The following is a 24,712-nucleotide window of genomic DNA, read 5'->3' on the forward strand; positions in this document are numbered from 1 at the left end:
CTCAGCCCTCGACCTTCACGTCTTCCCAGCGCTGCACGTCGAGCCAGTGCTGGATGCCGGTCACCTTCTCGGGGTGCACGAGGATCCGCGGCCAGCTGAAGAGGAACGTGTTCGGCTGCAGCTCCACGCCGATCTCGACGGCGTTCTGGATCTTCTCGGCGTAGTCGTCGGCATCCGTGGGGGTCGCACGCGCGGCATCGATTGCCTCGGTGAGCTCGGGGGGCGTCTGACGACCCAGGTTCATCAGCCCCTCGGTGCCGTAGAGCACCTCGAGTCCCTGCAGCGGCGACTGACGGCCCGAATAGCTGTCGAGCACGAAGGGCAGGGTGCGCTGCACGTAGTTCTGGGCGACGGCGGCTGCGGGGAGGACGTTCAGCGTCACGTCGATGCCCGCCTCGGCCCACTGCGCCTGCAGCACCTCGGCGAGCGCCGTGTCGTCTTCGGTCAGAGACAGGGTGATCTCCAGCCCGTCAGGGTGACCGGCGTCGGCGAGAAGCTCTTTCGCGGCATCCACATCGTGCGGGTACAGGTCGTCGAGCTCGGGGCTGTGCGCGACGTATCCCTCGGGGAACGGCTGCCAGTTGGGGGTGCCCTGCCCGAAGTAGGCGGCATCGACGAGCGCCTGCCTGTCTGTGGCATGGCTGATGGCCTGGAGCACGCGCTGGTCGTCGAACGGTGCGACGGTGCTGTTGACGTCGAGAGCCCGCACGGTGAGGGCCCTGATCGTCTCGACCTCCAGGTTCGCCGCCTCGGCGCCGTCGACCTGGGCCGGCGGGACCTGCGCGACATCCCACTGCCCCGAGCTCACACCGGCGACGACCGTCGCGGGGTCGGTGACGGGGACGATCGAGAAGTCGTCGATGAAGATGTGGTCCGCGTTCCAGTAGTCCTCGTTCTTCTCGAGGTCGGCGTGGGCGTTGGGCACGTACTCGGTGAGAGCGAACGGACCGGAGCCCTCGGGCTGGGTCGCGAGGGTCGTGACGTCGTCGAATGCTGCCGGGTTCACGATGAATCCGGTCTTGCCGGCGAACAGATACGGCACCTGGTAGTCGGCCTGATCGAGATGCACGGTGACCGTCCGCTCGTCGTCGACGTCGACGCCGACGACGATCCGCAGCTGACCCGCGAGCGTGGAGTTCTCCTGATCGCGTCCGCGCTCGATGCTCTGCTTCACCGCGTCGGCGGTCACCGGCGTGCCGTCGGTGAACTCGGCCCCCTCGCGCAGATGGAACGTGATCGCGGTGCCGTCGGCGTTGTACTCCCAGCTCTCGGCGAGCCCGGGGACGACCTCGCCTTCGGTGTCGAGCTGCGTGAGGCCGTCGTAGACCAGCGCGAGGGCATGTGTGTCCCACCCGGCGGTCGACGTCACCGGGTCCCAGCTGGTGGGCAGCGCCCAGCCCCAGGTCAGCGACGTCGCCTCGGACGAGTCGGAGGGAGCGGCTGCTGCGCCGGCGCAGCCGGCGAGTGCGAGTGTCGCGGCTGCTGAGGCGGCGAAGAAGGGCAGGCGAGATCGGGGGGTCATGACAGCGAACGTAGGAGTGCGGCGTGGAGGCCCACAATCCCCTGCGAAGCGGAGGGTCACGGACCGCAACACTGCGAAATATCGGCTGCGCCCAGGTGCGGCCGACACAGGATGGGATCATGACCACGACCTCCTCCCCCGCGCTCTGGGCGCCACCCGCCCGCGTCCGCGGCACCCTCGCCGTCGTCACCGGACGCGGCGAGCGCGCAGCCGTCTACGAGCGTTTCGGCCGTCGCCTGAGCTCCGACGGCTACGTCGTCGCCGTCTTCGAAGAGGACGCCGAGTCGGCGAGCGACTGGCTTTCTGCGGCGGGTGACACCCCGCGGGTGCTCGTCGGAACGGATGCTGCAGCGTCCGCCGTCCTGCGCCTGGTCGCACAGGGCGCCTCGCTCGACGCCGCCGTCGTCGCCGGAACACTGGTGGACGCGGAGCTGCCGCTACCGCCCGTCGAGGATCGCACGGCCTGCCCGCTGCACCTCGGAGTGCTCGCCGCCGAGGCATCGTCCGAGTCCCTCGCCGCCGTCGAGCCTCTTCCGGCACCCGCCGATCTCGCGGCCATCGAGGTCCCGGTGATCGCGATCCACGGCGGCGCCGACAGCGTCTCGCCGTTGCCGCAGGTGATCGCCGCGCTGCGCACCGTTCCGGATCTCGAGATCGTCGAGACCGTCGACGGACTGCACGATGCGCTCAACGACCAGTCGCACCGCAGCGTGGCCGCATCGCTCGTGCAGTGGCTCGAGCGTCTGCGCGGCGGAGACGCCCACGCCCCGATCGTCCGTACGCACACGATAGGGACTCTGGCGACCGCATGACCGAGTTCGCGACCAGACAGATCCAAGCCGGCTACGTGCCGGGAACCCCGCAGAACAGCGCCGTCCCGCCGATCTACCAGACCGCAGCCTACGAGTTCGCGTCGCTGGCCGATGCCGCCGACCTCTTCGCCCTGCGAGCGGCCGGCAACCTCTACAGCCGCAACGCGAGCCCCACCCAGCAGATCCTGGAGGAGCGCGTCGCCGCCCTCGAGGGCGGCGTCGCGGCCGTGGCGGTCGCCTCCGGGCAGGCGGCGGTCGCGGTGACGCTGCTCGCGCTCGTCGGTCGCGGCGGGCACATCGTCGCCGCCACACAGCTCTACGGCGGAACCGTGGACCTGCTGCAGGAGACGTTCGACGACTTCGGCATCCCGGTGACGTTCGTCGATCAGGACGACTCAGACGCATGGCGCGCGGCGATCCGGCCGGAGACCCGGGTGCTGTTCGCCGAGTCCATCGCGAACCCCATCGCGCAGGTGCTCGACATCCGCGCCGTCGCCGACATCGCCCACGAGGCCGGGGTGCCGCTCGTGATCGACAACACCGTCGGCACGCCGTACCTGGTGCGTCCGGGTGAGCACGGCGCGGACTTCGTGGTGCACTCAGCGACCAAGTTCCTCAGCGGCCACGGCACCTCGCTCGGCGGCGTCGTCGTCGATCAGGGCACGTTCGACTTCGGCCGCGAGCCGGCACGCTGGCCGCAGTTCACCGAGCCCTACACGCGGGTCGGCGACTTCGCGCTCTGGGATCGCTTCGGGTCAGGGCAGGCGTTCGCGGCCCTCGTGAAGTCGAAGTACGTCCACGACCTCGGGCCCTCGTTGTCGCCGTTCAACGCGTGGCAGATCCTGCAGGGCATCGAGACGCTCGATCTGCGCGTCTCGCGTCAGAGCGCCACCGCGCTCGCGATCGCACGGCACCTGCGGCAGCATCCGGCGGTCACGGCCGTGCACCACCCCGGCCTCGAGGCCAACCCCTGGCATCCCCTCGCCCAGCGCTATCTGCCGCGCGGCGGGCCGTCGGTCTTCTCCTTCGATCTCGCCGTGCCGGAGGGCTCCGAGACTCAGGCCAGCGTGGCGAGGGTGATCGACTCGCTGCAGGTGATCAGACTCGTCGCGAACATCGGCGACGCCCGCAGCCTCGTCAACCATCCGGCGTCGATGACGCACTCCCATCTCACGGCCGATCAGCGCAGCGCGGCCGGCATCTCGTTCACGACGATCCGCCTGTCGGCCGGGCTCGAGGATCCGAGCGATCTGATCGCAGACCTCGACCACGCGCTCGCGCTCGCCTGAGCGCGTTCGATCCGACCCTCTCAAGGAGAACCATGGCAATCGACCTCGGCTACTGGACGCCCGTCTACGGCGGATTCCTGCGCAACGTCACCGACGAGGGCCGCATGGCGGCGACGTGGGAGTACATCCGCGAGGTGTCGGTGAAGGCCGACCGGCTCGGATTCCACACGACGCTGGTACCGGAGCTCTACCTCAACGACCGCAAGGGCATCGACGCGCCGAGCCTCGAGGCCTGGTCGCTGTCGGCGGCCATCCTCGCCGTCACCGAGCGACTGCGCGTCATGACCGCCGTGCGCCCCGGGTTCCACCTGCCGGCGGTGCTCGCGAAGACCGTCTCGACGCTCGACCAGGTCGCTCCCGGGCGCATCGCCCTCAACGTCGTCGCCGCCTGGTGGGCGGAGGAGGCCCGACAGTTCGGCGGGCAGTTCACGACCCATGACGAGCGCTACGTGCAGGCAGAGGAGTTCGTCACGGTGCTCAACGGCCTGTGGGAGCAGACGCCCTTCACGTTCGCCGGGTCGCACTACGCCCTCGACGGGACGATCGTCGAGCCGAAGCCGTCGAGCCATCCGGTGATCTTCGCCGGAGGCGAGAGCGAGGCCGGCCGCGAGTCGATCGCCGGTTTCGCCGACGCCTACGTCATGCACGGCGGCACCCTCGACGAGGTGCGAGCGAACGTGAGCGACATGAACGACCGCTCCGAGAGGCTGCACGGCCGACCCGTCTCGGAGTTCGGCATGCCCGCCTACGTGATCGTCCGAGACACCGAGGCCGAGGCTCAGCGTGAACTCGACCGCATCACGACCGTCGATCCCGACTCGCCCGGATACGCGTCGTTCGAGGAGTTCCAGCGCAACTCGAAGCTGTCGCTCGAGCTGACGCGTCGGGAGTACTCGGTCGGCACTCGCGGTCTGCGACCGAACCTGGTCGGCACGGCCGAACAGGTCGCCGAGCGCATCCACGAGTACGCGGATGCCGGCATCACCCTCCTCCTCGTCCAGGCATCGCCTCTCGACGAGGAACTCGACCGGATCGCCGATCAGGTCTTCCCGCTCGTCCCGCAGCGGACTCTCGCGGCGCTGACCTGATCGTCCCGACTGTCGGCCTCACCCTCTACGCTGAGACCATGACTGGTCTTCGTTGGGGAATCCTCGCGACCGGCGGCATCGCCGGCGCGTTCGCATCCGATCTGCGCACGGCAGGGCTCGATCTCGTGGCGGTCGGATCACGCTCGCAGGAGTCGGCCGACGCGTTCGCCGCCCGTTTCGACATCCCCCGCGCGCACTCCTCCTACGAGGCGCTCGTCGCCGATCCCGACGTCGACATCATCTACGTCTCCACTCCGCACCCCCTGCATCACGAGAATGCGCGCCTCGCGCTCGAGGCCGGCAAGCACGTGCTGGTCGAGAAGGCCTTCACCCTCAACCGAGGCGAGGCCGAAGACCTGCAGCACCTCGCCGCAGAGCGCGGGCTGCTGGCGATGGAGGCCATGTGGACGCGGTATCTGCCGCACATGGTGCGCATCCGCGAGATCATCTCCGACGGCACGCTCGGCGAGATCCGCGCCGTCAGCGCAGACCACACCCAGCTCCTTCCCGACGACCCCGAGCACCGCCTGAACGCCCTCGAGCTCGGCGGCGGTGCGCTGCTCGACCTGGGGATCTATCCGATCTCGTTCGTGTGGGACGTCCTGGGTGCGCCGACCGGCATCCACGCTGTGGCCCGGCTCATCGAGACCGGAGCGGATGCCGAGGTGGCGACCGTCATGACCCACGAGGGCGGCGCGATCTCCACCACTCTCTCGTCGTCGCGAGCCGCGGGCCCGAACGCCGCGAGCATCATCGGCACCACGGCGCGCATCGACATCGATCGTGTCTGGTACACCCCGACCACGTTCCGTGTCGTGCTGCCGGACGGCACTGTCGTCGAGGAGTACGTGTCGGAGGTCGCCGGCCGCGGCATGCAGTATCAGGCCCATGCGGCCGAGCGCCTCGTCGCCGACGGCGTGCTCGAGGGAGACATCCTGCCGATCGCAGAGAGCGTCGCGATCATGGGCACGCTCGATGACATCCGCGCCCAGATCGGGGTGCGCTACCCGCGCGAAGGAGTCAACCATGGCTGAGGCCAACGACGCCCGCGTCGCCGTCTACCTCGACTTCGACAACATCGTCATCTCCTGGTACGACCGCGTGCACGGTCGCAACGCCTACGGCAAGGACCGTCAGCGCATCACCGAGAATCCGACCGATCCCGAGGTCACGGAGCGACTCTCCCGCGCCATGATCGAGGTCGGCGCGATCATCGATTATGCGGCGTCGTTCGGCACGCTCGTGCTCACGCGTGCGTACGCCGACTGGTCCTCGCCGGTGAACGCCGTGTACCGCTCGCAGCTCGTCGCCCGCGCCGTCGATCTCGTGCAGCTCTTCCCGGCGGCCGCCTATGCGAAGAACGGCGCTGACATCCGCCTCGCCGTCGACGCCGTCGAAGACATGTTCCGCCTTCCCGACCTCACCCACGTGGTGATCGTCGCCGGAGACAGCGACTACGTCCCGCTCGCGCAGCGCTGCAAGCGCCTGGGCCGTTACGTCATCGGCGTCGGCGTCGCGGGCTCCACGGCGAAGTCGCTGGCCGCCGCGTGCGACGAGTTCGAGGCCTACGACTCGCTGCCCGGTGTCGTTCGTCCGAGCAAGACCGCTCCGGCGACCGTCGTCACGGTGCCGGAGCCCGCCGTCGAACCCCCCGTCGAGCCGGCCGCAGAGCCCGCCGCGAAGACGAGGACGAGGCAGCCGGCCAAGACGGCCAAGGCCAAGGCCCAGGCGGCCGCCGCCACCGCTGCGACCACGACTCCCGCCAAGGTCGACGACCACGGCGAGGGCACAGAGCAGGGCGAGGCGACCGAGCTGCTGCACCGCGCACTGCGCCTCGGGCACGACAAGGCCGACGCCGACGAGTGGCTGCACAGCTCGGCGGTCAAGACGCACATGCGTCGCATGGACCCGTCGTTCAGCGAGAAGGCCCTCGGCTACCGATCGTTCTCGGACTTCCTCAAGTCGCGCGAGAGCATCGCGGAGCTCGAGGAGACCGGGCACGAGCGTCTGGTGAAGCTGCGCGACTCGGCCTGACCCGCGTCACGCGACGGGCCGCTCACGCGTCCGCCGCTCACTCCTCGAAGTCGTATTCCTGGAAGGCGGCGACCTCGGGCACCCAGCGCTCCGACACGAACGCCGTGTGCGCCGGGTGCGCGTCATAGGCGCGGTAGGCCGCTCGATCGCGGAACACCATCGAGAACTGGTGCTCCAGATCGCTCTTCGGGCTCACCTGGCGACGGATCGTGAACTCCTCGACGCCCGGGATCGACGTGAGCACCGCTCTGCCGGTGGCGAGGAACTCTCGTTCCTCGGGGCTGCCCGCCTCGTGCACGAGGCGGAAGACGACGGTGTGCTGGATGGTCATGCGTTGTCTCCGGTCGTCTGGTTGCTGAAGGCGGCATCGAAGGATGCGGTGGGCACCGGCCACAGCAGCGACCGCACGTAGGCGAGCGCCTGCGGCGCCCCGTGCAGGCGGTCCATTCCCGCGTCCTCCCACTCGATCGAGATCGGGCCCTCGTAGCCGATCGCGTCGAGCGCCCGGAACGCGTCTTCCCAGGGCACGTCGCCGTGACCGGTCGAGACGAAGTCCCACCCGCGCCGCGGATCTCCCCAGGGCAGGTGCGAGCCGAGCACGCCGGCCCGCCCGTTGTGCGGCCGCATCCGGGTGTCCTTGCAGTCGACGTGGTAGATCCGGTCGGCGAAGTCGACGATGAACCCGACCGGGTCGATGTTCTGCCACATCATGTGCGACGGGTCCCAGTTGAACCCGAACGCCTCGCGGTGGTCGATCGCGTCCAACGCCCGCACCGACGACCAGTAGTCGTAGGCGATCTCACCCGGGTGCACCTCGTGCGCGAAGCGGACGCCCTCGGCGTCGAACACATCGAGGATCGGATTCCAGCGGGTGGCGAAGTCCTCGAAGCCGGCCTCGATGACGGATGCCGGGACAGGCGGGAACATCGCCAGGTACGGCCAGATCGACGAGCCGGTGAAGCCCACGACGGTATCGACGCCGAGCTTGCGGGCCACTCGAGCCGCCCGTGTCATGTCATCTGCCGCTCGGACGCGCACACCCTCGGCTTCCCCGTCGCCCCACACGTAGTCGCGGAGGATCGCCTGGTGACGGAAGTCGATGGGCGCGTCGCACACCGCCTGGCCCGCGAGATGATTCGAGATCGCGAAGATCTGCAGTCCGTGTCGGTCGAGGATCTCGAGGCGGGAGGCGACGTACTCGTCGTCCTCGTCGGCCCGCCGCAGGTCGAGGTGATCGCCGGAGGCGGCGACTTCAAGACCGTCGTACCCCCACTCGGCCGCGAGGCGGGCGACCTCCTCGAACGGCAGATCGGCCCACTGGCCGGTGAACAGCGTGACCGGGTGCGTGGTCATGGACACTCCTTCGTATCGCGTGACGGCTCAGGCGCCGAGCACTCTCAGTGCCTGGATGCTGCGTGCGGCGAGCTCGTCCTGACTCGCCGCGAGTGGTCGCCACACGGACGCTGCGACGGCGATCGTCGCGTTCTCACCCGTGAAGCTCTCGAGCCCGAGCGGTCCGCGATATCCCGCATCGTCGAGGGCACGGAGGATCTCCGGCCAATCGGTGTGGTCGTCGCCGACCGCGCCCCGATCGCTGCCGCACACCTGCACGTGGGCGATCGCCGATCCCGCCGCGCGGATCGCCTCCGCCGGCTTCTTCTCCTCGATGTTCAGGTGGTAGGTGTCGAGCGCGAGCCCGACCCCCGCCCCGAGCAGCGGTGCGAGTGCGTCGAGACTCTGCTCCACGGTGTTCAGCACGCTGGTCTCGTAGCGGTTGAGCGGCTCGACAGCGAGGGTGACCCCGGCATCCGCAGCGTCCGACGCCAGCGGTTCGAGGTTCACGCGCAGCTCGCGCACCACCTGAGAGCGCTCGTCCGGCGTCATCCGCCAGGTCGCGCCGGTGGGCGCGTAGAAGGGGCCCGCGACCACCGCCGAGCCCAGTATCGCGGCCGCCCCGATGCAGGATCGCAGGTAGCCCTGGGTAGCCTCGACATCGCCGGCCCGAGCGATGAGCGAGCGCCCCGGCCCCATGGCGCCGACGACGATCGCGCCGAGGCCGAGATCGTCGAGCACGTCGCGGGCCCGCGCCGGATCCCAGTCCCCGATGCTCTCGAGAGGCAGTTCGAGCGCCTGATAGCCCATGCCGGCGGCCTTCCGCGCGAGCGGCCCGAGAGTGGCATCGGTGAGCGGAGACGTCCACACCCAGGTGTTGACGGCGATGGTGCGAGGCATCCTGCTCCTTCGGGGATGACGCGAGTGCTCCCACCCTCCCATCCGCGGGGTGCGGAGGGAAGGGCGGGAGCATCACTCGTGGTTACGGGATCTGGCGTTCCTGCCACACCGTCGGGTAGCCGGGCAGGTTCTCCCCGCCGAACTTCGCGTAGTGCCCGTCCGGCATGCCCTCGTTGGCGGCGAGGTAGTCGTCGAGCTCACCCTCGGTGATCGGCTTCTGCGGCAGCACCCACTCCTTCGGCACCTCTTCACCGGCGAAGATCATCTGCGCGGCGAGCAGCGGCGTGCGCCACTGGAAGTTCGAGTAGACGGGTGCGAGCCCGGTGAGACCGGTGTCCTTCCACTTGCGGAGGAAGCTCATCTCGTCTTCACCGGTCATCACCGGGTACTCGGCACCTGCGTCCTCGAAGGCCTCGATCGCGGCGACGGCGCCGTCACCGGCATCCATCCAGATGCCCTGCACATCGCCCTTGGCGAGCTCGTCGCTGATGATGCTCTTGATCTCCGCCGGATCGGCGCCTGTGAAGTAGTCCACGGCCTCGATACCCGCCTCGTCGAAGAGCTTCTCTGCCGCGGCCCACCGGTGCTCGAGCACGTCGACGCCGGGGAGGATGCGCAGCGCCACGACCTTGTCGCCCTCTTCGAGGTTGTCGATGAGGAACTCGGCGGTGTCGATGCCCCACGCGAATCCGCCGATCGGGTGGATGAACGTGACGGGGCAGTCGGTGTCCACGCCACGGTCGAACACGATCACCGGCTTGCCGGTCTCGCACGCGCGCTCGACGGCCGGGGTCATCGCCGCGGTGCTGTTCGGCGAGATGAGGAAGACGTCGCAGCCGCCCTCGGCGATGAAGTAGTCGATGTCGGCGATCTGCGTGTCATCGGAGTCCTGCGCATCGCGGGTCTCCATCTCGCTGATCGCACCGGCCTCCTGCAGCGACTTGAGCTGCTCGTTCATCGTGATCCAGCCGGTCTGGCGCCACGGGTTCGAGATCGAGGCGTTCGCGAAGCAGGCCTTCTTGGCGCCTTCGCTGGCGAACTCCGACGTGTCGACCATCTCCGCGTTGATGTGCTGGAGGTACGGTTCGTCCGCCGGGCCCTGGGGCTCGACACCCCGCTCCTCCATCTGCTTGTCGAAGAGCTCCTGGTCGAACCACTCCGTGGTCTCCGCCGATTCCTCCGGGTTCTCCGACTCCGCCGGCGCCACGGACGGGTCAGTGGTACACCCGGCGAGCGCGATGAGGCCGAAGAGAGCCACCCCTGCGGTGGCGATCTTCATTGATCGTCGCATTGCTAATCTCCTCTGGTTTCTGTGTGGATGGTGCTGGTTGTTACGGGTTCTGCGGTCTCGAGGGCCGGAGAAGTCTGTGGGCCGCGCTTGCGCCGAGCACGGAAGGCGACGGCGGAGTACGCGACGGCGGCGATGATGATGACGCCCTGCACGGCGTCGCGCAGCGTCGACGGTACGCCCGCGATGTTCAGCAGCATGAAGAGGGCCTCCAGGGCGAAGGCACCGGCCGCCGCCGCGACGATCCACCCCCGACCGCCGCCGAGGACGACCCCGCCGAGGACGACGGCGGTGATCGCGACGAACTCGTATCCACGGCCGACAGAGGGGTGCACCCCGGCGTATCCCACGAGGAGCACGGCCGATAGCGTCGCCGAGAGCGACGAGATCACGAACGCGCGCGTGGTGACCCAGGCGCTGCGTGCGCCCGCGAAGTCGACCGCGGTGGCGTTGTCGCCCACGGCGATGAGCAGCTTGCCGAGCGGACGCTTCGTGATCCAGATGCCGAGCGCGAGCCAGCCGATCAGGATGAACACGGCCCACGGGATGAACTCGAGCAGCGGCACGTCGCGGATGCCGCCTCGCCCGATCTCGCGGAAGCTGTCGGCCGGGTTGCCGGTCGCCGCTCCCCCGGTCCACCACATGACCCCACCGAGGAGGGCCAGCATCATGCCGAGAGTGACGATGAAGGAGGGCACCTTGAGCAGCGTCGTGATGACGCCGTTGACGAGACCGACCACCACTCCGAAGACGATCATGAGCAGCAGCACGGGGACCGTGCGCGAGTCGTCCTGACCGACGAGGTTGCCGGCGATGATCACCTGCGCCGTGATCAGCGACCCCTGCGACAGGTCGAACTCGCCCGCGATGATGACGAAGTACTGCCCGATCGCGACGATGGCGATGGGGGCGACGCGCTGGATGAACCTCATGAACTGACCGGGCTCCGCGAAGCTCGGGTTCAGGATCATCACGGCCACGAGCAGGATCACGAGCAGCAGGAACACCGCGCCCCGGGGGCTCACGAGTGTGCGCAGCGCGTTCATGCGCGTCCTCCTTCCGGCGTGGGGCTGGTATCGGCGAGTTCCGATGCAGCGGCAGCCATCTCGGACTCGGCCGCCTTAGCCGCGTCGTCTCCCCCGGTTCTCGTGCCGCCTGCACCGAAGCGCGGACGGCGACTGACGATCGAGCGCCGGCTGTAGACGGCGACCGCGGCGACGATCACGACTCCGCGGACGACGTCCTTCAGGAACGGGTTGACCTGCATGACGCTCATGACGTTGTCGACGACCGCGAGGATCGCCACACCCCCGATCGCGCCCCAGATCGACCCGCGGCCGCCCAGCAGCAGCGTGCCGCCGAGCACGACCGCCGCGATCGACAGCAGCGCGTAGCCGCCCTGCTGCCCGACGGTGGGGCTGCCGACACCGAGACGGCTGGCGAGCAGCAGACCCGCGAGCCCCGCGAACACCGAGCACAGCACGTGCGCGGCGATCAGCGGCGGCTTGGTTCGCACACCCGACAGGCGCGCGATCTCGGGGTCGCCGCCGACCGCGTACAGGTGTGCTCCGGTACGGGTGCGGTTCAGCAGCACCCAGACCACGACGGCGAGCGCGATCATGATGATGGTCGAGACGGGGACGGGTCCGACGCCGGTGGCGCCGATGAGCTGGAACTCCCAGGGCACGTTGCCCGCCGAGCCCTCGAAGTTGGTGTTCAGGATCCCCTGGAGGATGAGTCCCACGCCGAGGGTGGCGATGAAGCCGTTGACCTTCAGCACGGTGACGATGAGGCCGTTGACCAGACCGATGCCGGCGCAGACGAGCAGGGTGACGGCGACGGCCGCCGGCACGTTCGCGGGGTTCCCGTTCATGATCGTCGCGGCCAGGAGGCTCGAGAGACTCACCACGTAGGTGACCGACAGGTCGAGCGAGGCGCCGAGCACCACCAGGGTCTGGCCGATCGCGACGAGTCCCAGGACGCTCATGCCGGTGAGGATGTCGCGGATGTTGCCCGGGCTGAAGAAGTTGCGCCCCACCGTGCCGACGAGAATGGCGCCGACGATGAGCGTCAGGATCAGGATGCCGAGCACGATGACCGTGGAGTCGATCCGGAGCCGCTTCATCGTGCACCTCCGTCGATGGTGGCGCCCGTGGCCGCGCCGAGGATCTCATGTTCGGCCGAACCTGCGGGCAGCTCTGCGACGAGTTCGCCGTCGTGCATCACGAGGATCCGATCGCTCATGCCGATCACCTCCGGCAGTTCGCTCGACACCATCAGCACCGCTTTGCCCTGAGCCGCCAGCTCGCGCATGAGCTGATACACGGCGTACTTCGCACCGACGTCGATGCCGCGGGTCGGCTCATCGAACAGCACGATCTGCGGCTGGGTGAGCAGCCACTTGGCGAGCACGACCTTCTGCTGGTTTCCGCCCGAGAGGAATCGCGTCTCCTGATCGAGTCCGCGCGAGCTGATCTCCAGCGAGCTGAGCACTCCGGGCACCTCCCGCCTGGAGGAGGAGGTCCGAACGGCGAAGACGCTGCGGATCACCAGCAGGGCGTTGTCGAGCACCGACTGGCCCAGCGCGAGCCCTTGGGCCTTGCGGTCCTCCGAGATGAGGGCGAATCCTGCGCGGACAGCCGCCCTGGCGCTCGAGATGCGCGTCGGCGAGCCGTCGACCCGCATCGAGCCTCGCACGAACGTGTCGATGCCGAACACGCCCTCGACCAGCTCGGTGCGCCCGGATCCCTGGAGCCCGGCGAGACCGACGATCTCCCCGGCGCGCAGAGTGAGCGACACCCCGTCGACGAAGGCGTTGCCGCAGCCGTCGAGCTCGAGACGCGGAGCGCCGACGACCGTGCCCTCGACAGCATCCGGATAGTACGACTGGATCGAGCGTCCGACCATGCGGCGCACGAGCTCATCGGTCGTCAGCGCGCCGGTCTCATCGGTCGACACGAGCGCACCGTCCTTGAGGATCGTGATGCGGTCGCAGAGGTCGAAGATCTCCTTGAGCCGGTGCGAGACGTAGATGACCGCGACCCCGCGAGAGGTGAGCCGACGGATGATGGCGTAGAGCAGCTCGACCTCGCGGTCGCTGAGCGCGGCGGTCGGCTCGTCCATCGAGATGACCTGCGCCTCGAACGACAGCGCCTTGACGATCTCGACGATCTGCTGCTCTGCGACCGTCAGCGAGCCGACCCTCGTCTGGGGGTCGATGAACGAGACACCGAGATCGGTGAGCAGCTCCCCCGTGCGGCGGATCATCGCCTTCTGGTCCACGAATCCGCCGCGGCGGGGCTCGCGTCCGAGGTAGACGTTCTGCGCGACCGTGCGCTCCGGCAGCAGGGTGAACTCCTGGAAGACCGTCACGATGCCGTCGTCCATCGCCTGTCGAGGATGGGCGTATCGCACCTCGTCGCCGCGGTACCGCACCGTGCCTTCGTCGGCAGGCTGCACTCCGGCGATGATCTTCATGAGCGTCGACTTGCCGGCGCCGTTCTCGCCGACGAGGCCGTGCACCTCGCCCGGACGCACATCGAAATCTATGCCCTTCAGCACCTCGACGCCGAAGAACGACTTGCGGATGCCCGACACCTCCAGCACCGGCCGGGTGATCGTCGCGGTCATGCCGCCACCTCCGTCCATCGTCCGTCGGCGGCCGCCGAGGCGAGGACCGCCTCGGTGAGCAGTGCCGAGCGGAATCCGTCCTCGAATGTCGGCAGCCCCGCGGGAGCCTCGCCGCCGATCGCCGCATACACGTCGGCGATGAAGCCGTTGAACGCGTCCTGATATCCCATGGCGTGTCCCGAAGGAACCCGCTGCAGGCGTGCCGAGTCGGCCGCGGCCGTCGCGGGATCGCGCAGCAGCATCCGGGACTCCTCCCGCATGCCGATCCACAGCTCCTCCGGACGCTCCTGCTCGAAACGCAGGGTCTGCCTGGTTCCGTGCAGCTCGAGCGTCAGTGCGTTCTTGCGCCCGGCCGCCATCTGCGAGACGAGCAGCGTGCCGAGGGCGCCTGACTCCGTCTCGACGAGGATCGCGACGATGTCCTCGGTGTCCACCGCCTGGCCGGCACGCTCGGCGAAGACCCGGCGGGTGCGTGCGCTCAGCGAGTGGATCCGCTGGCCGATCACGAATTCGATGAGATCGCACAGATGCGAGCCGATGTCGGCGAACGCCCGCGACGACCCGCCGGATGCCGACCGCACCCGCCAGTCGTCGTCGGTGGGAAGCAGCATCCAGTCCTGCAGATACGCGCAGTCGAGCGTGAGGAGCTCTCCGATGTCCCCCCGCGCGACGCGAGCGCGCGCCTCGCGCACCATCGGGTGGTAGCGGTAGACGAAGGGAACAGCGCCGACCCGCCCCCGCGAGGCCGCGGTGTCGGCGAGCCTGCGGGCATCTGCGGCGTTCGTGGCCAGGGGCTTCTCGCAGATGACGTGCTTGCCGGCCTCGAGCGCTCGGAGCGCCAGCTCGAAGTGGGTGGCGTTGGGGGTGCAGATGTGCACGACGTCGATGTCGTCGGCGACCAGCAGCGCGGCGGCATCGGTCTCTGCTCTCGAGGCGCCGAGCCGGTCTGCGGCCTGGCGTCCACCCGAGGCGGAGCGGGTGGCGACGGCACGGAGCTCACCGCCGGCGTCTCTGGCCGCGGTGCGATGCACGCGGGCCATGAATCCTCCGCCGAGGATGCCGGCTCGGATCGTTCCGAGACCGGTGTCAGTGACATCCGTTGTCATGCCGGTGAGTCTGACACACGCTCTCCGACTTTTGCTAGAGCTTTGTCAAAAGTTCTTTGTAACGAATCGGAAGTTGATCGAGCAGTGTTGCAAGTCTGTGGTTTACTGACGCAATGGTCGACGCACTCCGCACCGCCGCGGCAGCGAACCCCGGCGCAGGCGAGATCTTCCAGATCCTCCGCGACGGCACCGCTCGCACCAAGGCCGAGCTCGCAGCCATCACCGGCCTCGCCCGTTCGACCGTGGCACTGCGGGTCGATGCCCTGCTCGCCGCCGATCTCCTCCGGCCCGCGGGCGAGGCCGTCTCGACCGGCGGCCGCCCACCGGCGCGACTGGCCTTCAACTCCCGCGCCGGCGTCGTGCTCGCAGTGGACCTCGGCGCCACCCATGCGACGATCGCCGTCGCAGATCTGGCCGGCGTGATCCTCGATTCGCGCACACGCACGATCGACATCGCCGACGGACCGGACGACCTTCTCGACGTGATCCTCGCCGACGGCGCAGCACTGCTCGAGACGTCGGCAGCCGGCGACATCCCACTGCTCGGCATCGGGATCGGCGTTCCAGGGCCTGTCGAGCACTCGACCGGACGCCCGACGAACCCGCCCATCATGCCGGGCTGGGACCGCTTCGACATCCCTGGCTATGTGCAGCGCACCTTCGACGTGCCGGTGCTCGTCGACAACGATGTGAACATCCTCGCTCTCGGGGAGCACGCGACGATGTGGCCGCATGTCGACGACCTGATCTTCGTCAAGGTGTCGACCGGCATCGGAGCGGGCATCATCGCCGGAGGGCAGCTGCAGCGAGGGGCGCAGGGCTCAGCCGGCGACATGGGCCACGTCCAGGTGCCGAGCGGGGCCGGGTCTTCGAGAGAGCCCGGCGACGAGCGCGACCTCGAGGCGCTCGCGAGCGGGTCGGCGCTGGCGACGGCGCTGCGCGACGCGGGGCACGAGGCGCACAGCCCGGCGGATGTGATCGACCTCGTTCGCTCCGGCGACGCTGCGGCCATCGAAGCCACACGGCAGGCGGGGCGCGATGTGGGCGAGGTGCTGGCGACCGTGGTCAACCTGCTCAATCCGTCGATCATCGTGCTCGGCGGAAGCATCGCCCGGGCCGGCGAGCATCTGCTCGCCGGGGTACGCGAGGTCGTCTACCGCCGATCCATCCCCCTGGCGACCCAGCATCTCGCGATCGTGCAGTCGCAGGCGGGCGACAGGGCCGCTGTGCTCGGAGCCGCGATCATGGTCGCCCGCGAGGTGCTCTCACCCGCGAACGTCGACCGCTACGTGGCGACGAAGGCACGCTGACCGCGCCTTCGCCGCCACGGTGACGGATCTCAGAGAGTCGCCTCGAACGGGTCGAAGTCGGCATCGATCGAGCCGACCTCGCCCAGAGTGCTGTCGACCTTCACGAAGGCGCGCGATTCGGCCGCCTCTTCGATCGACAGCAGCGTGTCGAGCACGTGGTAGCCGAACTCGCCGGTCGCGACATGCGGGCGGCCGGCGGCGATGGAGCGGGCCATGTCGAGCAGACCCACACCGCGTCCCGAGAGCACGCCCTCCTGCACGACGTCGTCGATACCCTGCTGCATCGGCTCCGGCGGCACGAAAGCCCGTGTCAGTGGGCGGGTGATCGTGATCTCGCCCCCGAAGGTGTTGGGATCGGGGATCACGATCGTCCCCTCGGTCCCGGTGATCTCGACGACGCCGGTGCGCAGCAGCGGCGAATCGGTGCTGTACAGGCTCTGCGCCTGTCCGCCCTGCTCGAAGTCCATCAGCACGCTCAACGTCGACGGGATCTCGACCGGGAACTCCTGGCCCGCGAGCTCGCCGACCTGCACCGTGCGGGTCGGTGTGCCCTGAAGGCCGAGGGCTGCGACGGCGGCCACCGGACCGAACACATGCACGAGCGCCGACACGTAGTACGGCCCCATGTCCAGCAGCGGGCCGCCGCCCTTGGCGTACAGGAAGGCCGGGTTGGGGTGGAAGATCTCCGGCCCCTGCCACTGGAACGTCGTCTGGGCGAACAGCGGCCGACCGATGTCGCCACGTGCGATCGCGCGCTTCGCCGTCTGCACGCCCGGCCCGAGCACCGTGTCGGGGGCCACGCCGATACGCAGCCCCGCCGCATCCGCCTTCTTCAACAGGCGCAGCGACTCGTCGCGGCTGACGCCGATCGGCTTCTCGGTCCACACATGCTTGCCTGCAGCGATGATCGCCTCGGACACCTCGACATGCACGGCAGGGATCGTGAGGTTCACGACGATGTCGATCTCGGGGTCGTTCAGCACCAGATCGACGCCTCCCGCGCGGGGCACCCCGTACTTCTCGGCCTGCGCCTTCGCGCGCTCCTCGAGGAGGTCGCCGATCGCGATCAACCGCACATCGGGGAAGGTCGTCAGGTTCGACAGGTACTGGTCGCTGATGTTGCCCGCGCCGATGATGCCGACGCCTACTGGTCCGTTGCCGATCGCCATCAGCCGGCCACCTTCTCGTCGAGGTAGACGCGGCTGCGCTCGATCGCGTCCCAGAGGTCTCCCTCGAAGTGGTCGAACTCCACGATCGCGAGCTCGAGCGCAGGAGCCGCGGCGATCGCCTCGACCAGCGGGACCGCGCCCTCTCCGGCCGCGACCTGATCGGCCGGCGGGTAGGCGCTCAGCAGCGCGGGGTCGAGCGTGCCGTCCTTGGCGTGCACCGCGATGACCCGTTCACCCAGACGCTGCAGGAGCGCGACGGGGTCGACACCGCCACGGGCGACCCAGTACAGGTCGACCTCGAGCACGACGCGGTCGTCGAGCAGGCCCGCGAGCACCTCGAGTCCGGTGACTCCGTCGAAGACGGCTTCGAGTTCGTGTGCATGGTTGTGGTATCCGACGCGCACATCGACGGTGGCGCCCACGGCGGCCGCCTCGTTGAGAAGACGCGCGGTCTCTTCGATCTGCTCGACCGTCTCCCAGCGCGCGGGCTCGGTGTACGGGTCGATGACCGTTCCCATGCCGAGCACCTTGGCCGCGGCGAAGACCTCGGCGGGCGACGGCACCGGAAGTGTCGTGCCGCTGCCGTCGGGGTTCACGAACGACTGCGAGGCGAGGAACGCGTGCCCGGAGGGAGCGGTGAGGCCCGCGCCGGCCAGTGCGTCTGCGAGGGGCTGGGCCCGGCGCACGAAGTCGTACGGTTCCACTGCCGTGAATCCTCTGGCGGCGACCTCCTTCAGCGAGCCTTCGAGGTCGGTCTCGAGCTGATCCTTGATCGTGAACAGCTGGATGGAAGTCTGAATCGCCACGGGTTCTCCTTCGGTCGTCGGTGACGTGCGGGCTGGATGCACCCGTCTGTCCGAGCACGCTATCACCAAATACCTCCGCCCGGAAGTTTTCATTCTGTAGACTCGGCCCATGAGCGAAGATCAGGATCGGCCGCGCCAGCGGGGCGCGTATGCCAAGGGCATCGCCCGGCGTCAGGAGATCCTCGATCGCGCCATCGAGGTCTTCGCCGCGCGAGGCGCCGACCGCACGAGCCTGCGTTCCATCGCGAGCGCCGTCGGAGTCACCCACGCGGCCCTCAGCCACTACTTCGGGTCTCTCGAAGAGCTGCTCGTCGCGGTCTACCAGGAGAGCAACGCACCGGAACGCCAGCATCCTGACACCCTGCCGGTCGACGCGACCCCGGTCGAGCACATGATCGAATCTGCGCGCGCGAACCGCGAGGTCCCCGGGCTCGTGCAGCTGTACTCCACCCTGGTGTCGGCCGCCCTGGAGGAGGGGCACCCGGCGGCACGCGAGTTCGCGACGACGCGCTTCTCCCGACTGCGCGCCGAGATGGCCGACGTGGTGCGGCGACAGCAGGGCAACGGACGCATGCGCGACGATGTGGATGCCGACGCAGTGGCCGCACTCGTCGTCGCCGCCTCCGACGGCCTGCAGACGCAGTGGCTGCTCGACGACGCCGCGCCGCAGCACGAGGCGCTGGCCCTGCTCGACCGGCTGCTGCGCCCCGCCTCTCGCTAGGGTGAAGATGTGACAGCACCAGGCACGGACCGTCGGTCGCCCTACGAGCGCGCACTCGGCGAGCGCATCTCGGAACTCCACCCGAAGACGGCCTGGTACTTCCGCACCATCCCCGAAGGCCATGTCGGGGTGGGCACCGGGGTGTTCACAACCGCTGGGTCCCGTCATCGATGGCTGTGGCCCGTGTTCCGCATCGCGGAGTCGCTCGGAGTCGCGTTCGCCGGGTGGGAGCACGACGTGCCGTTCCGCATCGAGAACCGCACGGTCGCCGGCGAGGCCCTGGCCGTGAGGCATTTCGATCTTCCGGGGCGCACGTGGGTCATGCCCGACGTCGTCTCGCTCGGCGCGAATCGCATTCTGCGCAACGAGATCGGCCCGCGCCGCACCGTCGTCACGACGTTCGACATCGACGTGCGCGACGGTGCCGTCGTCCTGACCATCCGCCGCGTCGGCATGCGGTTCGGACGGCTGCGCATCGCGGCACCGCGTTTCCTTCGTCCGCGCATCGCCCTCATCGAGCGATGGGACGATCAGCGCGAGCGGCACCACGTGAACATGACCATCGACGCTCCCCTGCTCGGTCGTGTCTATGAGTACACCGGCTTCTTCGAGTACGCGATCGAGAGCGAGACCCCATGACCGAACTGACGCCCCTCTCCGCAGGACCCGTCGTGATCGGCGGCTCGACCGGGTTCATGGGGCAGTACCTGATCCCACGCCTGCGGTCCGCCGGGCGGGAGGTCATCACGATCTCGCGGTCAGGCGCCGACATCGCCTGGGGCGACCAGGCGGCGATCGATCGGGCCGTCGACGGCGCCTCCCTCGTGATCGGCCTGGCGGGCAAGAGCGTGAACTGCCGTTACACCCCCGAGAACCGCGCGGCGATCTTCCGTTCGCGCCTCGACACCACGTCGTCGCTGAGCTCCGCCATCGCGAGGGCCGCCAGTCCTCCCCCGCTGTGGATCAACTCCTCGACGGCGACGATCTACCGCCACGCCGAAGAGCGGCCGATGACCGAGTCGTCGGGCGAGATCGGCACGGGATTCTCCGTCGAGGTCGCGAAGGCGTGGGAGCGCGCCCTGTTCGCAGACGATCTTCCCCACACACGACGGGTGGCACTGCGCAGCGCGATCGTGCTGGGGCACGGCGGCGTGCTCGGCCCGCTCAAGAACCTGGCCCGCCTCGGCCTCGGCGGGGCGCAGCACGACGGCCGATGGCCGATCAGTCGTGCGCGCCGGGCCGCCGGCACCGGTCACCGACCCGGGGCACGCCGCGGTCGGCAGCGGTTCAGCTGGGTGCACGTCGAGGACGTCGCCCGCATCATCGACTTCCTCGAGGCGACGCCGTCGCTCGACGGGCCCGTGAACGCCGCCTCCCCGAATCCGACGGACAACGCCGATTTCATGGCGACCGTGCGGCGGGTGCTCGGCGTGCGCATCGGCCCGCCGATGCCTCGATGGATGCTCGAGCTCGGCGCCATCGGCATCCGCACAGAGACCGAGCTGATCCTCAAGAGCCGTTGGGTGATCCCTGAGAAGCTCACGGTCGCCGGCTTCGAGTTCGCGTATCCGAACCTCGAAGACGCATTGCAGGAGTCGTTCGACCTCGAGCGCGTCGACTAACGAGGCGCGTCCGCAGTGCCGCTCGACGAGTCGCCGCTCTCGCGTCTGCGCTTCTCGATCTCCTGACGCAGCCGCCATTCCTCGATCTCTCGATCGAGGTCGGCGATCTGCTGCTCGGTGCTGCGGGTGTCGACGGTCGGTGCCGGACGCGGCTCGGGCCGGTGCGCCGTCGGCCGCGCGGCCGGACGCATGCGAGGGATCCGAAGACCCGACTCGGAGTACTCCCTGCCGATCGCGAACCACAGCAGACTGCCGATCAGCGGCAGCAGGATCACGATGACGACCCATGCCATCTTCGGCAGGAACCTCACCTGGGCGTCGTCTCTCCTGATGATGTCGACCATCGCGCCGACCATCAGCGCGATGACGAGGAGCGAGAACAGGAACGGCATGTGTTCAGGGTAGACGACGACGTGCTCCCCCGCCGCGGCTACGGCAGCAGGTGCCCGGCCGCGCGGAAGAGCTCGTACCACTCGGCCCTGGTGAGTTCGATGTCGGCACCTGCGGCGGCATCCTGCACCCGCTGCGGAGTCGTGGTTCCGAGCACGACCTGCATCTTCGCGGGGTGACGCGTGATCCACGCGGTCGCGATCGCGATCGGCGCGACTCCGTAGGACGCCGCCAGCCGATCGATCACGCCGTTGAGCTCCGCGTACTCGGGGTTGCCGAGGAAGACACCGGTGAAAAAGCCACCCTGGAACGGCGACCACGCCTGGATCGTGATGCCGTTGATGCGGCAGTACTCGACGATGCCCCCGCCGTCGCGGACGATGCTCTGGTCTTCGCCGGCCATGTTCGCGGCGACGGGCTGCGCGAGGATCGGCGCGTGCGTGATCGAGAGCTGCAGCTGGTTCGCGATCAGGGGCTGAGTCACAGCGGTGCGCAGCAGGTCGATCTGCCGGGGGGTGTGGTTCGAGACGCCGAACGCACGGACCTTGCCTGCAGCCTCGAGCTCGTCGAACGCCCTGGCAACCTCTTCGGGTTCGACCAGCGCATCCGGACGGTGCAGCAGCAGCACGTCGATATGGTCGGTGCGCAGCGCCGCGAGGGACCCCTCGACCTGGCGGACGATGTGCTCGTACGAGAAGTCGAACGTGCCTTCGGCGGGGTTGATGCCGCATTTGGTCTGCAGCACGATCTCGTCGCGCTCGGCGGCGTTCAGCCCCAGCGCCTCAGCGAAGCGCCCCTCGCAGAAGTGCATACTGCCGCCGTAGATGTCGGCGTGATCGAAGAAGTCGATGCCCGCGCCGCGAGCCGTGTCGTAGAGCTCGCGGATCTGAGCGTCATCCTTGTCGTCGATGCGCATCATTCCGGCGACGACGGCGGGGGCTGTGGCGGATCCGAATGGGATGGTCTTCATACCCCCACGCTAGTGCGGGCTGGGGGTGAGCCGGGCGACGGGGATGTCGAGCGCCTGCGCGATGTGAGCCAGGTCTGCGACGGTGAAGTCGGCCTGTCCCGACATCTTCTTCCGCAGCGCGCGGCCCGTGATCCCCGTCTGCTGGGATAGCCACTGCGTGTTGCGATCGGCGCGCAGCAGTTCTTCTTCGACCGCAGTCGCCACCACACGTCGTACATCTGTCGTCATTCATAGACAGTATCGCCGCACCCGTGGCGGAACAAGCTTCGCTCGCACCAGTATGACGGCATCCTGGCTTCGGGCCGGTGCTATCGTGACTCACGTGAAGACACCGGGCGAGCAGTTCAACGCGGCGGTCGGCCGCCAGCTCCGCGCCGAGATCGGCGCCGCCGGCAGCAGTATCGCCGCGATGGCACGGGAGATCGGCATCGCCAGGAGCGCACTCGACAACTACGTCACAGGCAAGCGCTCCATCCCGGTGCCCATCGTGTACGCGATCAGCGCCTCCCTCGACATCGAGCCCCACACCGTGATCACCCGCGCAGAGGAGCGGCTTCGCTCCGAGGCCGAGCGTGGCGGCGCCACGATCACCCCGCTGCACCCGCGCACCGATGTCCGTGGTCGACGCGAAGATCGATCCGAAGTCGCGTTCGAGTCGCCGCTCGCCCACGCCGACGACACCGACGATCTCTACGACTGACGACCCTGCGACGAGGAGGACCATGGACACCCTCCTCCGCCTGCTCGAAGAGAACGGGCTGCACCTGATCGAACGCCGCGGCCGCTGCCACGGCGGCTACGAACCGCAGACCGCGACCATCCGCGTCACCCCCGGCCTCAGTCGGAGAGCCACCTGCAGCGTGATCGCGCACGAGCTGGCGCACGCCGTGCTCGGCCACACCCCCGCCGAAGATCCGTCGGTCCGCGCGCGTCAGGAGCGTCGCGCCGACGAATGGGCTGCGCGCCTGCTGATCAGTGCCGATGCCTACGCCGAGGCCGAGAAGGCGCGAGGCACCCACCCGGCGAGCCTCGCGTTCGAGCTGGGAGTGACCATCGAGATCGTGATCGCCTACCAGCGGCTGCTCCGCCGCGTCGGCGACGCCACGTACGTCGGCGCGAAGATGGGCCGAGGCCAATGGGAGCATCGCACCCTGATCGCATGATCCGACGACGGGCACTGCGCTGGTTGAATGTCTGCATGACCTTCCGCACCACCCCGGCCCCGATCACACTCACCGGACGCCTCGTCGAGCTTCGTCCCCTGGATGCCTCGCATCACGACGGCCTCCTCGATGCTCTGAGCGAAGGCGAGCTGTGGAAGCAGGCGTGGTACACCTCGGTGCCGTCCCCCGACGGCCTCGCCGCCGAGATCGATCGTCGCCTCGGTCTGATCGAGAGCGGCGGGATGATCCCCTTCACGGCGTTCGACGCCTCGGGGCGCGTGCTCGGTCTCACCTCGTACTACGACCTCGAGGCCGACGTGCCCCGACTGCACATCGGCTACACCTGGAACCGCCCGTCGGCGCACGGTACCGGCACCAACGCCGAGTCGAAACTGCTCCTGCTCAGGCACGCGTTCGAACAGCTCGGCGTCTTCCGCGTGGGCCTGACCACTCAGTGGGTGAACTTCCAGTCCCGCGCCGCGATCGAACGCCTGGGAGCGAAGCAGGACGGCGTCATGCGGGCGATGAGCCGCTACCGCAACGGTGCGCTGCGCGACAGCGTGGAGTTCTCGATCATCGAACCGGAATGGCCCGCGGTGCAGGCCAACCTCGAGGCGAGGCTCGCCAGACGGGGCTGACTACTCGGTGGCGTTGCCCGACCAGTTGTCCTTGCGACGAGTGGCCGAACCGCCCGCACGCATCATGAACGCGAGCGACAGGCTGGTGATGAGAAGTCCGCCGACGAAGACGATCGCCTGGAAGTCCTCGAGCGACTGCGCGAGCCCCATGAGCCAGATGCCTCCGAGGAAGAGGATCATGAAGAAGATGAAGCTGAGGATCACGGGATCTCCTGTCGTAGCGGCCGTCACCCAGGATACCGCGTAGCGCAGACGCGCCGGCGACGGAACCCCCTGGGCCTCCGTGGCCGACGGTGGTTTCGTGCAGGGCATGAGCACACAACTGACTGCCCTCGCCATCTCCTGCACGCTCAAGCCCTCCCCCGCGGAGTCGAGCACCGACCTCCTGGGGTCGCAGATCCTCGCGGCGCTCGCCGAGCACGGGGTCACCGGCGAGCTCGCGCGCGCGGTCGATCACGTCATCAGCCCCGGAGTCGAGGCCGATATGGGTGGCGACGACGAATGGCCCACTCTGCGGAAGAAGGTGCTCGACGCCGACATCCTCGTGCTCCTCACGCCCACCTGGATGGGACAGCACTCGAGCGTCGCGCAGCGGGTTCTCGAGCGCCTCGACGCGGAGCTGAGCGAGACGGACGACGCGGGACGACCGATCCTCTTCGACAAGGTCGCCATCGCCGGCATCGTCGGCAACGAGGACGGCGCGCACCACATCGCCGCGATCCTGTTCCAGTCCCTGAACGACGTCGGGTACTCCGTGCCTGCGCAGGCCTCGGTCTACTGGAACGGGGAGGCGATGCACACCGTCGACTACAAGGATCTCGACGAGACGCCGGAGAAGGTCGCGCAGGCGACGGCGACCGCCGCGCGCAACGCGGCTCACCTGGCCGGCGCCCTCAAGACACAGGGCTACCCGGCCGGGTAG

Annotated in this window: 28 protein-coding genes; 13 read left to right on the plus strand and 15 right to left on the minus strand. The window is 68.8% G+C overall.

Annotation, left to right across the window (positions count from 1 at the left end):
- Nucleotide 1 precedes the first annotated feature (1 nt).
- Nucleotides 2–1,522: an ABC transporter substrate-binding protein gene (locus ACZ0AA_RS07600; protein ID WP_400865277.1), complete on the minus strand. Its 1,521-nt coding sequence runs from the start codon at nt 1,520–1,522 to the stop codon at nt 2–4.
- A gap of 119 nt (nt 1,523–1,641) precedes the next feature.
- Here ACZ0AA_RS07600 and ACZ0AA_RS07605 point away from each other — a divergent pair, with 119 nt between their 5' ends.
- From ACZ0AA_RS07605 to ACZ0AA_RS07625, 5 genes are read left to right on the plus strand one after another with little or no spacing between them, the layout of a single operon-like run.
- Nucleotides 1,642–2,334 (plus strand): alpha/beta hydrolase, encoded by a 693-nt coding sequence (locus ACZ0AA_RS07605; protein ID WP_400865280.1) that lies wholly within the window; start codon nt 1,642–1,644, stop codon nt 2,332–2,334.
- On the plus strand, nt 2,331–3,623 hold the full coding sequence (locus tag ACZ0AA_RS07610; protein WP_400865283.1) for an O-acetylhomoserine aminocarboxypropyltransferase/cysteine synthase family protein: 1,293 nt from the start codon (nt 2,331–2,333) through the stop codon (nt 3,621–3,623). Before ACZ0AA_RS07605 ends, ACZ0AA_RS07610 begins: the two co-directional genes overlap by 4 nt.
- 32 nt (nt 3,624–3,655) lie before the next feature.
- On the plus strand, nt 3,656–4,711 hold the full coding sequence (locus ACZ0AA_RS07615; protein WP_400865286.1) for an LLM class flavin-dependent oxidoreductase: 1,056 nt from the start codon (nt 3,656–3,658) through the stop codon (nt 4,709–4,711).
- Between the two features lie 38 nt (nt 4,712–4,749).
- Nucleotides 4,750–5,745, plus strand: coding sequence for a Gfo/Idh/MocA family protein (locus tag ACZ0AA_RS07620; protein ID WP_463512570.1), 996 nt, complete (start codon nt 4,750–4,752; stop codon nt 5,743–5,745).
- The gene (locus ACZ0AA_RS07625) at nt 5,738–6,745 is read left to right on the plus strand and encodes an NYN domain-containing protein (protein WP_463512571.1); all 1,008 of its coding nucleotides are present in this window, start codon (nt 5,738–5,740) and stop codon (nt 6,743–6,745) included. Before ACZ0AA_RS07620 ends, ACZ0AA_RS07625 begins: the two co-directional genes overlap by 8 nt.
- A gap of 37 nt (nt 6,746–6,782) precedes the next feature.
- Here the strand turns inward: ACZ0AA_RS07625 and ACZ0AA_RS07630 are convergent, their stop codons facing one another.
- The 8 genes from ACZ0AA_RS07630 to ACZ0AA_RS07665 all read right to left on the minus strand — a co-directional run bounded on the left by ACZ0AA_RS07630 (nt 6,783) and on the right by ACZ0AA_RS07665 (nt 15,001).
- Nucleotides 6,783–7,076 carry a Dabb family protein gene (locus ACZ0AA_RS07630; RefSeq protein WP_463512572.1) on the minus strand — a complete coding sequence of 98 codons (294 nt, stop codon included), beginning with the start codon at nt 7,074–7,076 and terminating at the stop codon, nt 6,783–6,785.
- Nucleotides 7,073–8,098: a sugar phosphate isomerase/epimerase family protein gene (locus ACZ0AA_RS07635; protein ID WP_463512573.1), complete on the minus strand. Its 1,026-nt coding sequence runs from the start codon at nt 8,096–8,098 to the stop codon at nt 7,073–7,075. The genes ACZ0AA_RS07630 and ACZ0AA_RS07635 overlap by 4 nt, the downstream gene beginning before the upstream one ends.
- Before the next feature lie 27 nt (nt 8,099–8,125).
- On the minus strand, nt 8,126–8,977 hold the full coding sequence (locus ACZ0AA_RS07640; protein ID WP_463512574.1) for a sugar phosphate isomerase/epimerase family protein: 852 nt from the start codon (nt 8,975–8,977) through the stop codon (nt 8,126–8,128).
- Between the two features lie 82 nt (nt 8,978–9,059).
- Entirely contained in the window at nt 9,060–10,268 is a 1,209-nt protein-coding gene (locus ACZ0AA_RS07645; RefSeq protein ID WP_463512575.1) for a substrate-binding domain-containing protein, read from the minus strand.
- A 2-nt stretch (nt 10,269–10,270) separates the two neighbouring features.
- Nucleotides 10,271–11,311: an ABC transporter permease gene (locus tag ACZ0AA_RS07650; protein ID WP_463512576.1), complete on the minus strand. Its 1,041-nt coding sequence runs from the start codon at nt 11,309–11,311 to the stop codon at nt 10,271–10,273.
- Complete coding sequence (locus ACZ0AA_RS07655) at nt 11,308–12,390, minus strand: ABC transporter permease (protein WP_463512577.1); 1,083 nt, start codon at nt 12,388–12,390, stop codon at nt 11,308–11,310. The genes ACZ0AA_RS07650 and ACZ0AA_RS07655 overlap by 4 nt, the downstream gene beginning before the upstream one ends.
- Nucleotides 12,387–13,895, minus strand: coding sequence for a sugar ABC transporter ATP-binding protein (locus ACZ0AA_RS07660; RefSeq protein ID WP_463512578.1), 1,509 nt, complete (start codon nt 13,893–13,895; stop codon nt 12,387–12,389). Before ACZ0AA_RS07660 ends, ACZ0AA_RS07655 begins: the two co-directional genes overlap by 4 nt.
- Nucleotides 13,892–15,001 (minus strand): Gfo/Idh/MocA family protein, encoded by a 1,110-nt coding sequence (locus ACZ0AA_RS07665; RefSeq protein ID WP_463512579.1) that lies wholly within the window; start codon nt 14,999–15,001, stop codon nt 13,892–13,894. Before ACZ0AA_RS07665 ends, ACZ0AA_RS07660 begins: the two co-directional genes overlap by 4 nt.
- 113 nt (nt 15,002–15,114) lie before the next feature.
- Here ACZ0AA_RS07665 and ACZ0AA_RS07670 point away from each other — a divergent pair, with 113 nt between their 5' ends.
- Entirely contained in the window at nt 15,115–16,311 is a 1,197-nt protein-coding gene (locus ACZ0AA_RS07670) for an ROK family transcriptional regulator (RefSeq protein WP_400865312.1), read from the plus strand.
- A 29-nt stretch (nt 16,312–16,340) separates the two neighbouring features.
- Here ACZ0AA_RS07670 and ACZ0AA_RS07675 read toward each other — a convergent pair whose 3' ends face one another.
- Nucleotides 16,341–17,480, minus strand: coding sequence for a Gfo/Idh/MocA family protein (locus tag ACZ0AA_RS07675; RefSeq protein ID WP_463512580.1), 1,140 nt, complete (start codon nt 17,478–17,480; stop codon nt 16,341–16,343).
- A complete protein-coding gene (locus tag ACZ0AA_RS07680) occupies nt 17,480–18,286 on the minus strand; it encodes a sugar phosphate isomerase/epimerase family protein (protein WP_463512581.1) in 807 nt (268 codons plus the stop codon). Before ACZ0AA_RS07680 ends, ACZ0AA_RS07675 begins: the two co-directional genes overlap by 1 nt.
- 109 nt (nt 18,287–18,395) lie before the next feature.
- On the opposite strand from ACZ0AA_RS07680, the gene ACZ0AA_RS07685 reads away from it, so the two are divergent.
- From ACZ0AA_RS07685 to ACZ0AA_RS07695, 3 genes are read left to right on the plus strand one after another with little or no spacing between them, the layout of a single operon-like run.
- Nucleotides 18,396–19,007, plus strand: coding sequence for a TetR/AcrR family transcriptional regulator (locus ACZ0AA_RS07685; protein ID WP_463512582.1), 612 nt, complete (start codon nt 18,396–18,398; stop codon nt 19,005–19,007).
- 9 nt (nt 19,008–19,016) lie between these two features.
- Complete coding sequence (locus tag ACZ0AA_RS07690) at nt 19,017–19,646, plus strand: DUF4166 domain-containing protein (protein WP_463512583.1); 630 nt, start codon at nt 19,017–19,019, stop codon at nt 19,644–19,646.
- Nucleotides 19,643–20,629, plus strand: a complete 987-nt coding sequence (locus ACZ0AA_RS07695) for an epimerase (RefSeq protein ID WP_463512584.1) — start codon at nt 19,643–19,645, stop codon at nt 20,627–20,629. Before ACZ0AA_RS07690 ends, ACZ0AA_RS07695 begins: the two co-directional genes overlap by 4 nt.
- On the opposite strand, the gene ACZ0AA_RS07700 is transcribed toward ACZ0AA_RS07695, so the two are convergent.
- Genes ACZ0AA_RS07700 through ACZ0AA_RS07710 form a run of 3 tightly spaced genes read right to left on the minus strand, consistent with a single transcriptional unit; the run spans nt 20,626 to nt 22,217 of the window.
- Nucleotides 20,626–21,021 (minus strand): PLD nuclease N-terminal domain-containing protein, encoded by a 396-nt coding sequence (locus ACZ0AA_RS07700; RefSeq protein WP_463512585.1) that lies wholly within the window; start codon nt 21,019–21,021, stop codon nt 20,626–20,628. The two genes, ACZ0AA_RS07695 and ACZ0AA_RS07700, sit on opposite strands and share 4 nt — an antisense overlap.
- 38 nt (nt 21,022–21,059) lie before the next feature.
- A complete protein-coding gene (locus tag ACZ0AA_RS07705; RefSeq protein ID WP_400865327.1) occupies nt 21,060–21,989 on the minus strand; it encodes an aldo/keto reductase in 930 nt (309 codons plus the stop codon).
- Nucleotides 21,990–21,998: 9 nt separating this feature from the next.
- Entirely contained in the window at nt 21,999–22,217 is a 219-nt protein-coding gene (locus tag ACZ0AA_RS07710) for a hypothetical protein (RefSeq protein WP_463512586.1), read from the minus strand.
- Between the two features lie 94 nt (nt 22,218–22,311).
- Between ACZ0AA_RS07710 and ACZ0AA_RS07715 the strand changes: the two genes are divergently transcribed.
- Genes ACZ0AA_RS07715 through ACZ0AA_RS07725 form a run of 3 tightly spaced genes read left to right on the plus strand, consistent with a single transcriptional unit; the run spans nt 22,312 to nt 23,790 of the window.
- Nucleotides 22,312–22,689: a helix-turn-helix domain-containing protein gene (locus ACZ0AA_RS07715; protein WP_400865331.1), complete on the plus strand. Its 378-nt coding sequence runs from the start codon at nt 22,312–22,314 to the stop codon at nt 22,687–22,689.
- 22 nt (nt 22,690–22,711) lie between these two features.
- Complete coding sequence (locus ACZ0AA_RS07720; protein WP_463512587.1) at nt 22,712–23,152, plus strand: ImmA/IrrE family metallo-endopeptidase; 441 nt, start codon at nt 22,712–22,714, stop codon at nt 23,150–23,152.
- Between the two features lie 35 nt (nt 23,153–23,187).
- Nucleotides 23,188–23,790 carry a GNAT family N-acetyltransferase gene (locus ACZ0AA_RS07725; RefSeq protein WP_463512588.1) on the plus strand — a complete coding sequence of 201 codons (603 nt, stop codon included), beginning with the start codon at nt 23,188–23,190 and terminating at the stop codon, nt 23,788–23,790.
- On the opposite strand, the gene ACZ0AA_RS07730 is transcribed toward ACZ0AA_RS07725, so the two are convergent.
- On the minus strand, nt 23,791–23,994 hold the full coding sequence (locus ACZ0AA_RS07730; RefSeq protein WP_042537303.1) for a hypothetical protein: 204 nt from the start codon (nt 23,992–23,994) through the stop codon (nt 23,791–23,793).
- Between the two features lie 106 nt (nt 23,995–24,100).
- On the opposite strand from ACZ0AA_RS07730, the gene ACZ0AA_RS07735 reads away from it, so the two are divergent.
- Nucleotides 24,101–24,712, plus strand: coding sequence for a flavodoxin family protein (locus ACZ0AA_RS07735; RefSeq protein ID WP_463512589.1), 612 nt, complete (start codon nt 24,101–24,103; stop codon nt 24,710–24,712).

The organism is Microbacterium sp. AC035 (assembly GCF_979258485.1).

Coding starts and splice junctions, on each gene's coding strand:
- ACZ0AA_RS07735 (WP_463512589.1), top strand. CDS start 24,101: ATGAGCACACAACTGACTGCCCTCGCCATCTCCTGCACGCTCAAGCCC.
- ACZ0AA_RS07700 (WP_463512585.1), bottom strand. CDS start 21,021: ATGCCGTTCCTGTTCTCGCTCCTCGTCATCGCGCTGATGGTCGGCGCG.
- ACZ0AA_RS07600 (WP_400865277.1), bottom strand. CDS start 1,522: ATGACCCCCCGATCTCGCCTGCCCTTCTTCGCCGCCTCAGCAGCCGCG.
- ACZ0AA_RS07670 (WP_400865312.1), top strand. CDS start 15,115: ATGGTCGACGCACTCCGCACCGCCGCGGCAGCGAACCCCGGCGCAGGC.
- ACZ0AA_RS07605 (WP_400865280.1), top strand. CDS start 1,642: ATGACCACGACCTCCTCCCCCGCGCTCTGGGCGCCACCCGCCCGCGTC.
- ACZ0AA_RS07705 (WP_400865327.1), bottom strand. CDS start 21,989: ATGAAGACCATCCCATTCGGATCCGCCACAGCCCCCGCCGTCGTCGCC.
- ACZ0AA_RS07720 (WP_463512587.1), top strand. CDS start 22,712: ATGGACACCCTCCTCCGCCTGCTCGAAGAGAACGGGCTGCACCTGATC.
- ACZ0AA_RS07675 (WP_463512580.1), bottom strand. CDS start 17,480: ATGGCGATCGGCAACGGACCAGTAGGCGTCGGCATCATCGGCGCGGGC.
- ACZ0AA_RS07685 (WP_463512582.1), top strand. CDS start 18,396: ATGAGCGAAGATCAGGATCGGCCGCGCCAGCGGGGCGCGTATGCCAAG.
- ACZ0AA_RS07660 (WP_463512578.1), bottom strand. CDS start 13,895: ATGACCGCGACGATCACCCGGCCGGTGCTGGAGGTGTCGGGCATCCGC.
- ACZ0AA_RS07615 (WP_400865286.1), top strand. CDS start 3,656: ATGGCAATCGACCTCGGCTACTGGACGCCCGTCTACGGCGGATTCCTG.
- ACZ0AA_RS07645 (WP_463512575.1), bottom strand. CDS start 10,268: ATGCGACGATCAATGAAGATCGCCACCGCAGGGGTGGCTCTCTTCGGC.
- ACZ0AA_RS07620 (WP_463512570.1), top strand. CDS start 4,750: ATGACTGGTCTTCGTTGGGGAATCCTCGCGACCGGCGGCATCGCCGGC.
- ACZ0AA_RS07640 (WP_463512574.1), bottom strand. CDS start 8,977: ATGCCTCGCACCATCGCCGTCAACACCTGGGTGTGGACGTCTCCGCTC.
- ACZ0AA_RS07695 (WP_463512584.1), top strand. CDS start 19,643: ATGACCGAACTGACGCCCCTCTCCGCAGGACCCGTCGTGATCGGCGGC.
- ACZ0AA_RS07635 (WP_463512573.1), bottom strand. CDS start 8,098: ATGACCACGCACCCGGTCACGCTGTTCACCGGCCAGTGGGCCGATCTG.
- ACZ0AA_RS07625 (WP_463512571.1), top strand. CDS start 5,738: ATGGCTGAGGCCAACGACGCCCGCGTCGCCGTCTACCTCGACTTCGAC.
- ACZ0AA_RS07610 (WP_400865283.1), top strand. CDS start 2,331: ATGACCGAGTTCGCGACCAGACAGATCCAAGCCGGCTACGTGCCGGGA.
- ACZ0AA_RS07710 (WP_463512586.1), bottom strand. CDS start 22,217: ATGACGACAGATGTACGACGTGTGGTGGCGACTGCGGTCGAAGAAGAA.
- ACZ0AA_RS07725 (WP_463512588.1), top strand. CDS start 23,188: ATGACCTTCCGCACCACCCCGGCCCCGATCACACTCACCGGACGCCTC.
- ACZ0AA_RS07665 (WP_463512579.1), bottom strand. CDS start 15,001: ATGACAACGGATGTCACTGACACCGGTCTCGGAACGATCCGAGCCGGC.
- ACZ0AA_RS07630 (WP_463512572.1), bottom strand. CDS start 7,076: ATGACCATCCAGCACACCGTCGTCTTCCGCCTCGTGCACGAGGCGGGC.
- ACZ0AA_RS07650 (WP_463512576.1), bottom strand. CDS start 11,311: ATGAACGCGCTGCGCACACTCGTGAGCCCCCGGGGCGCGGTGTTCCTG.
- ACZ0AA_RS07655 (WP_463512577.1), bottom strand. CDS start 12,390: ATGAAGCGGCTCCGGATCGACTCCACGGTCATCGTGCTCGGCATCCTG.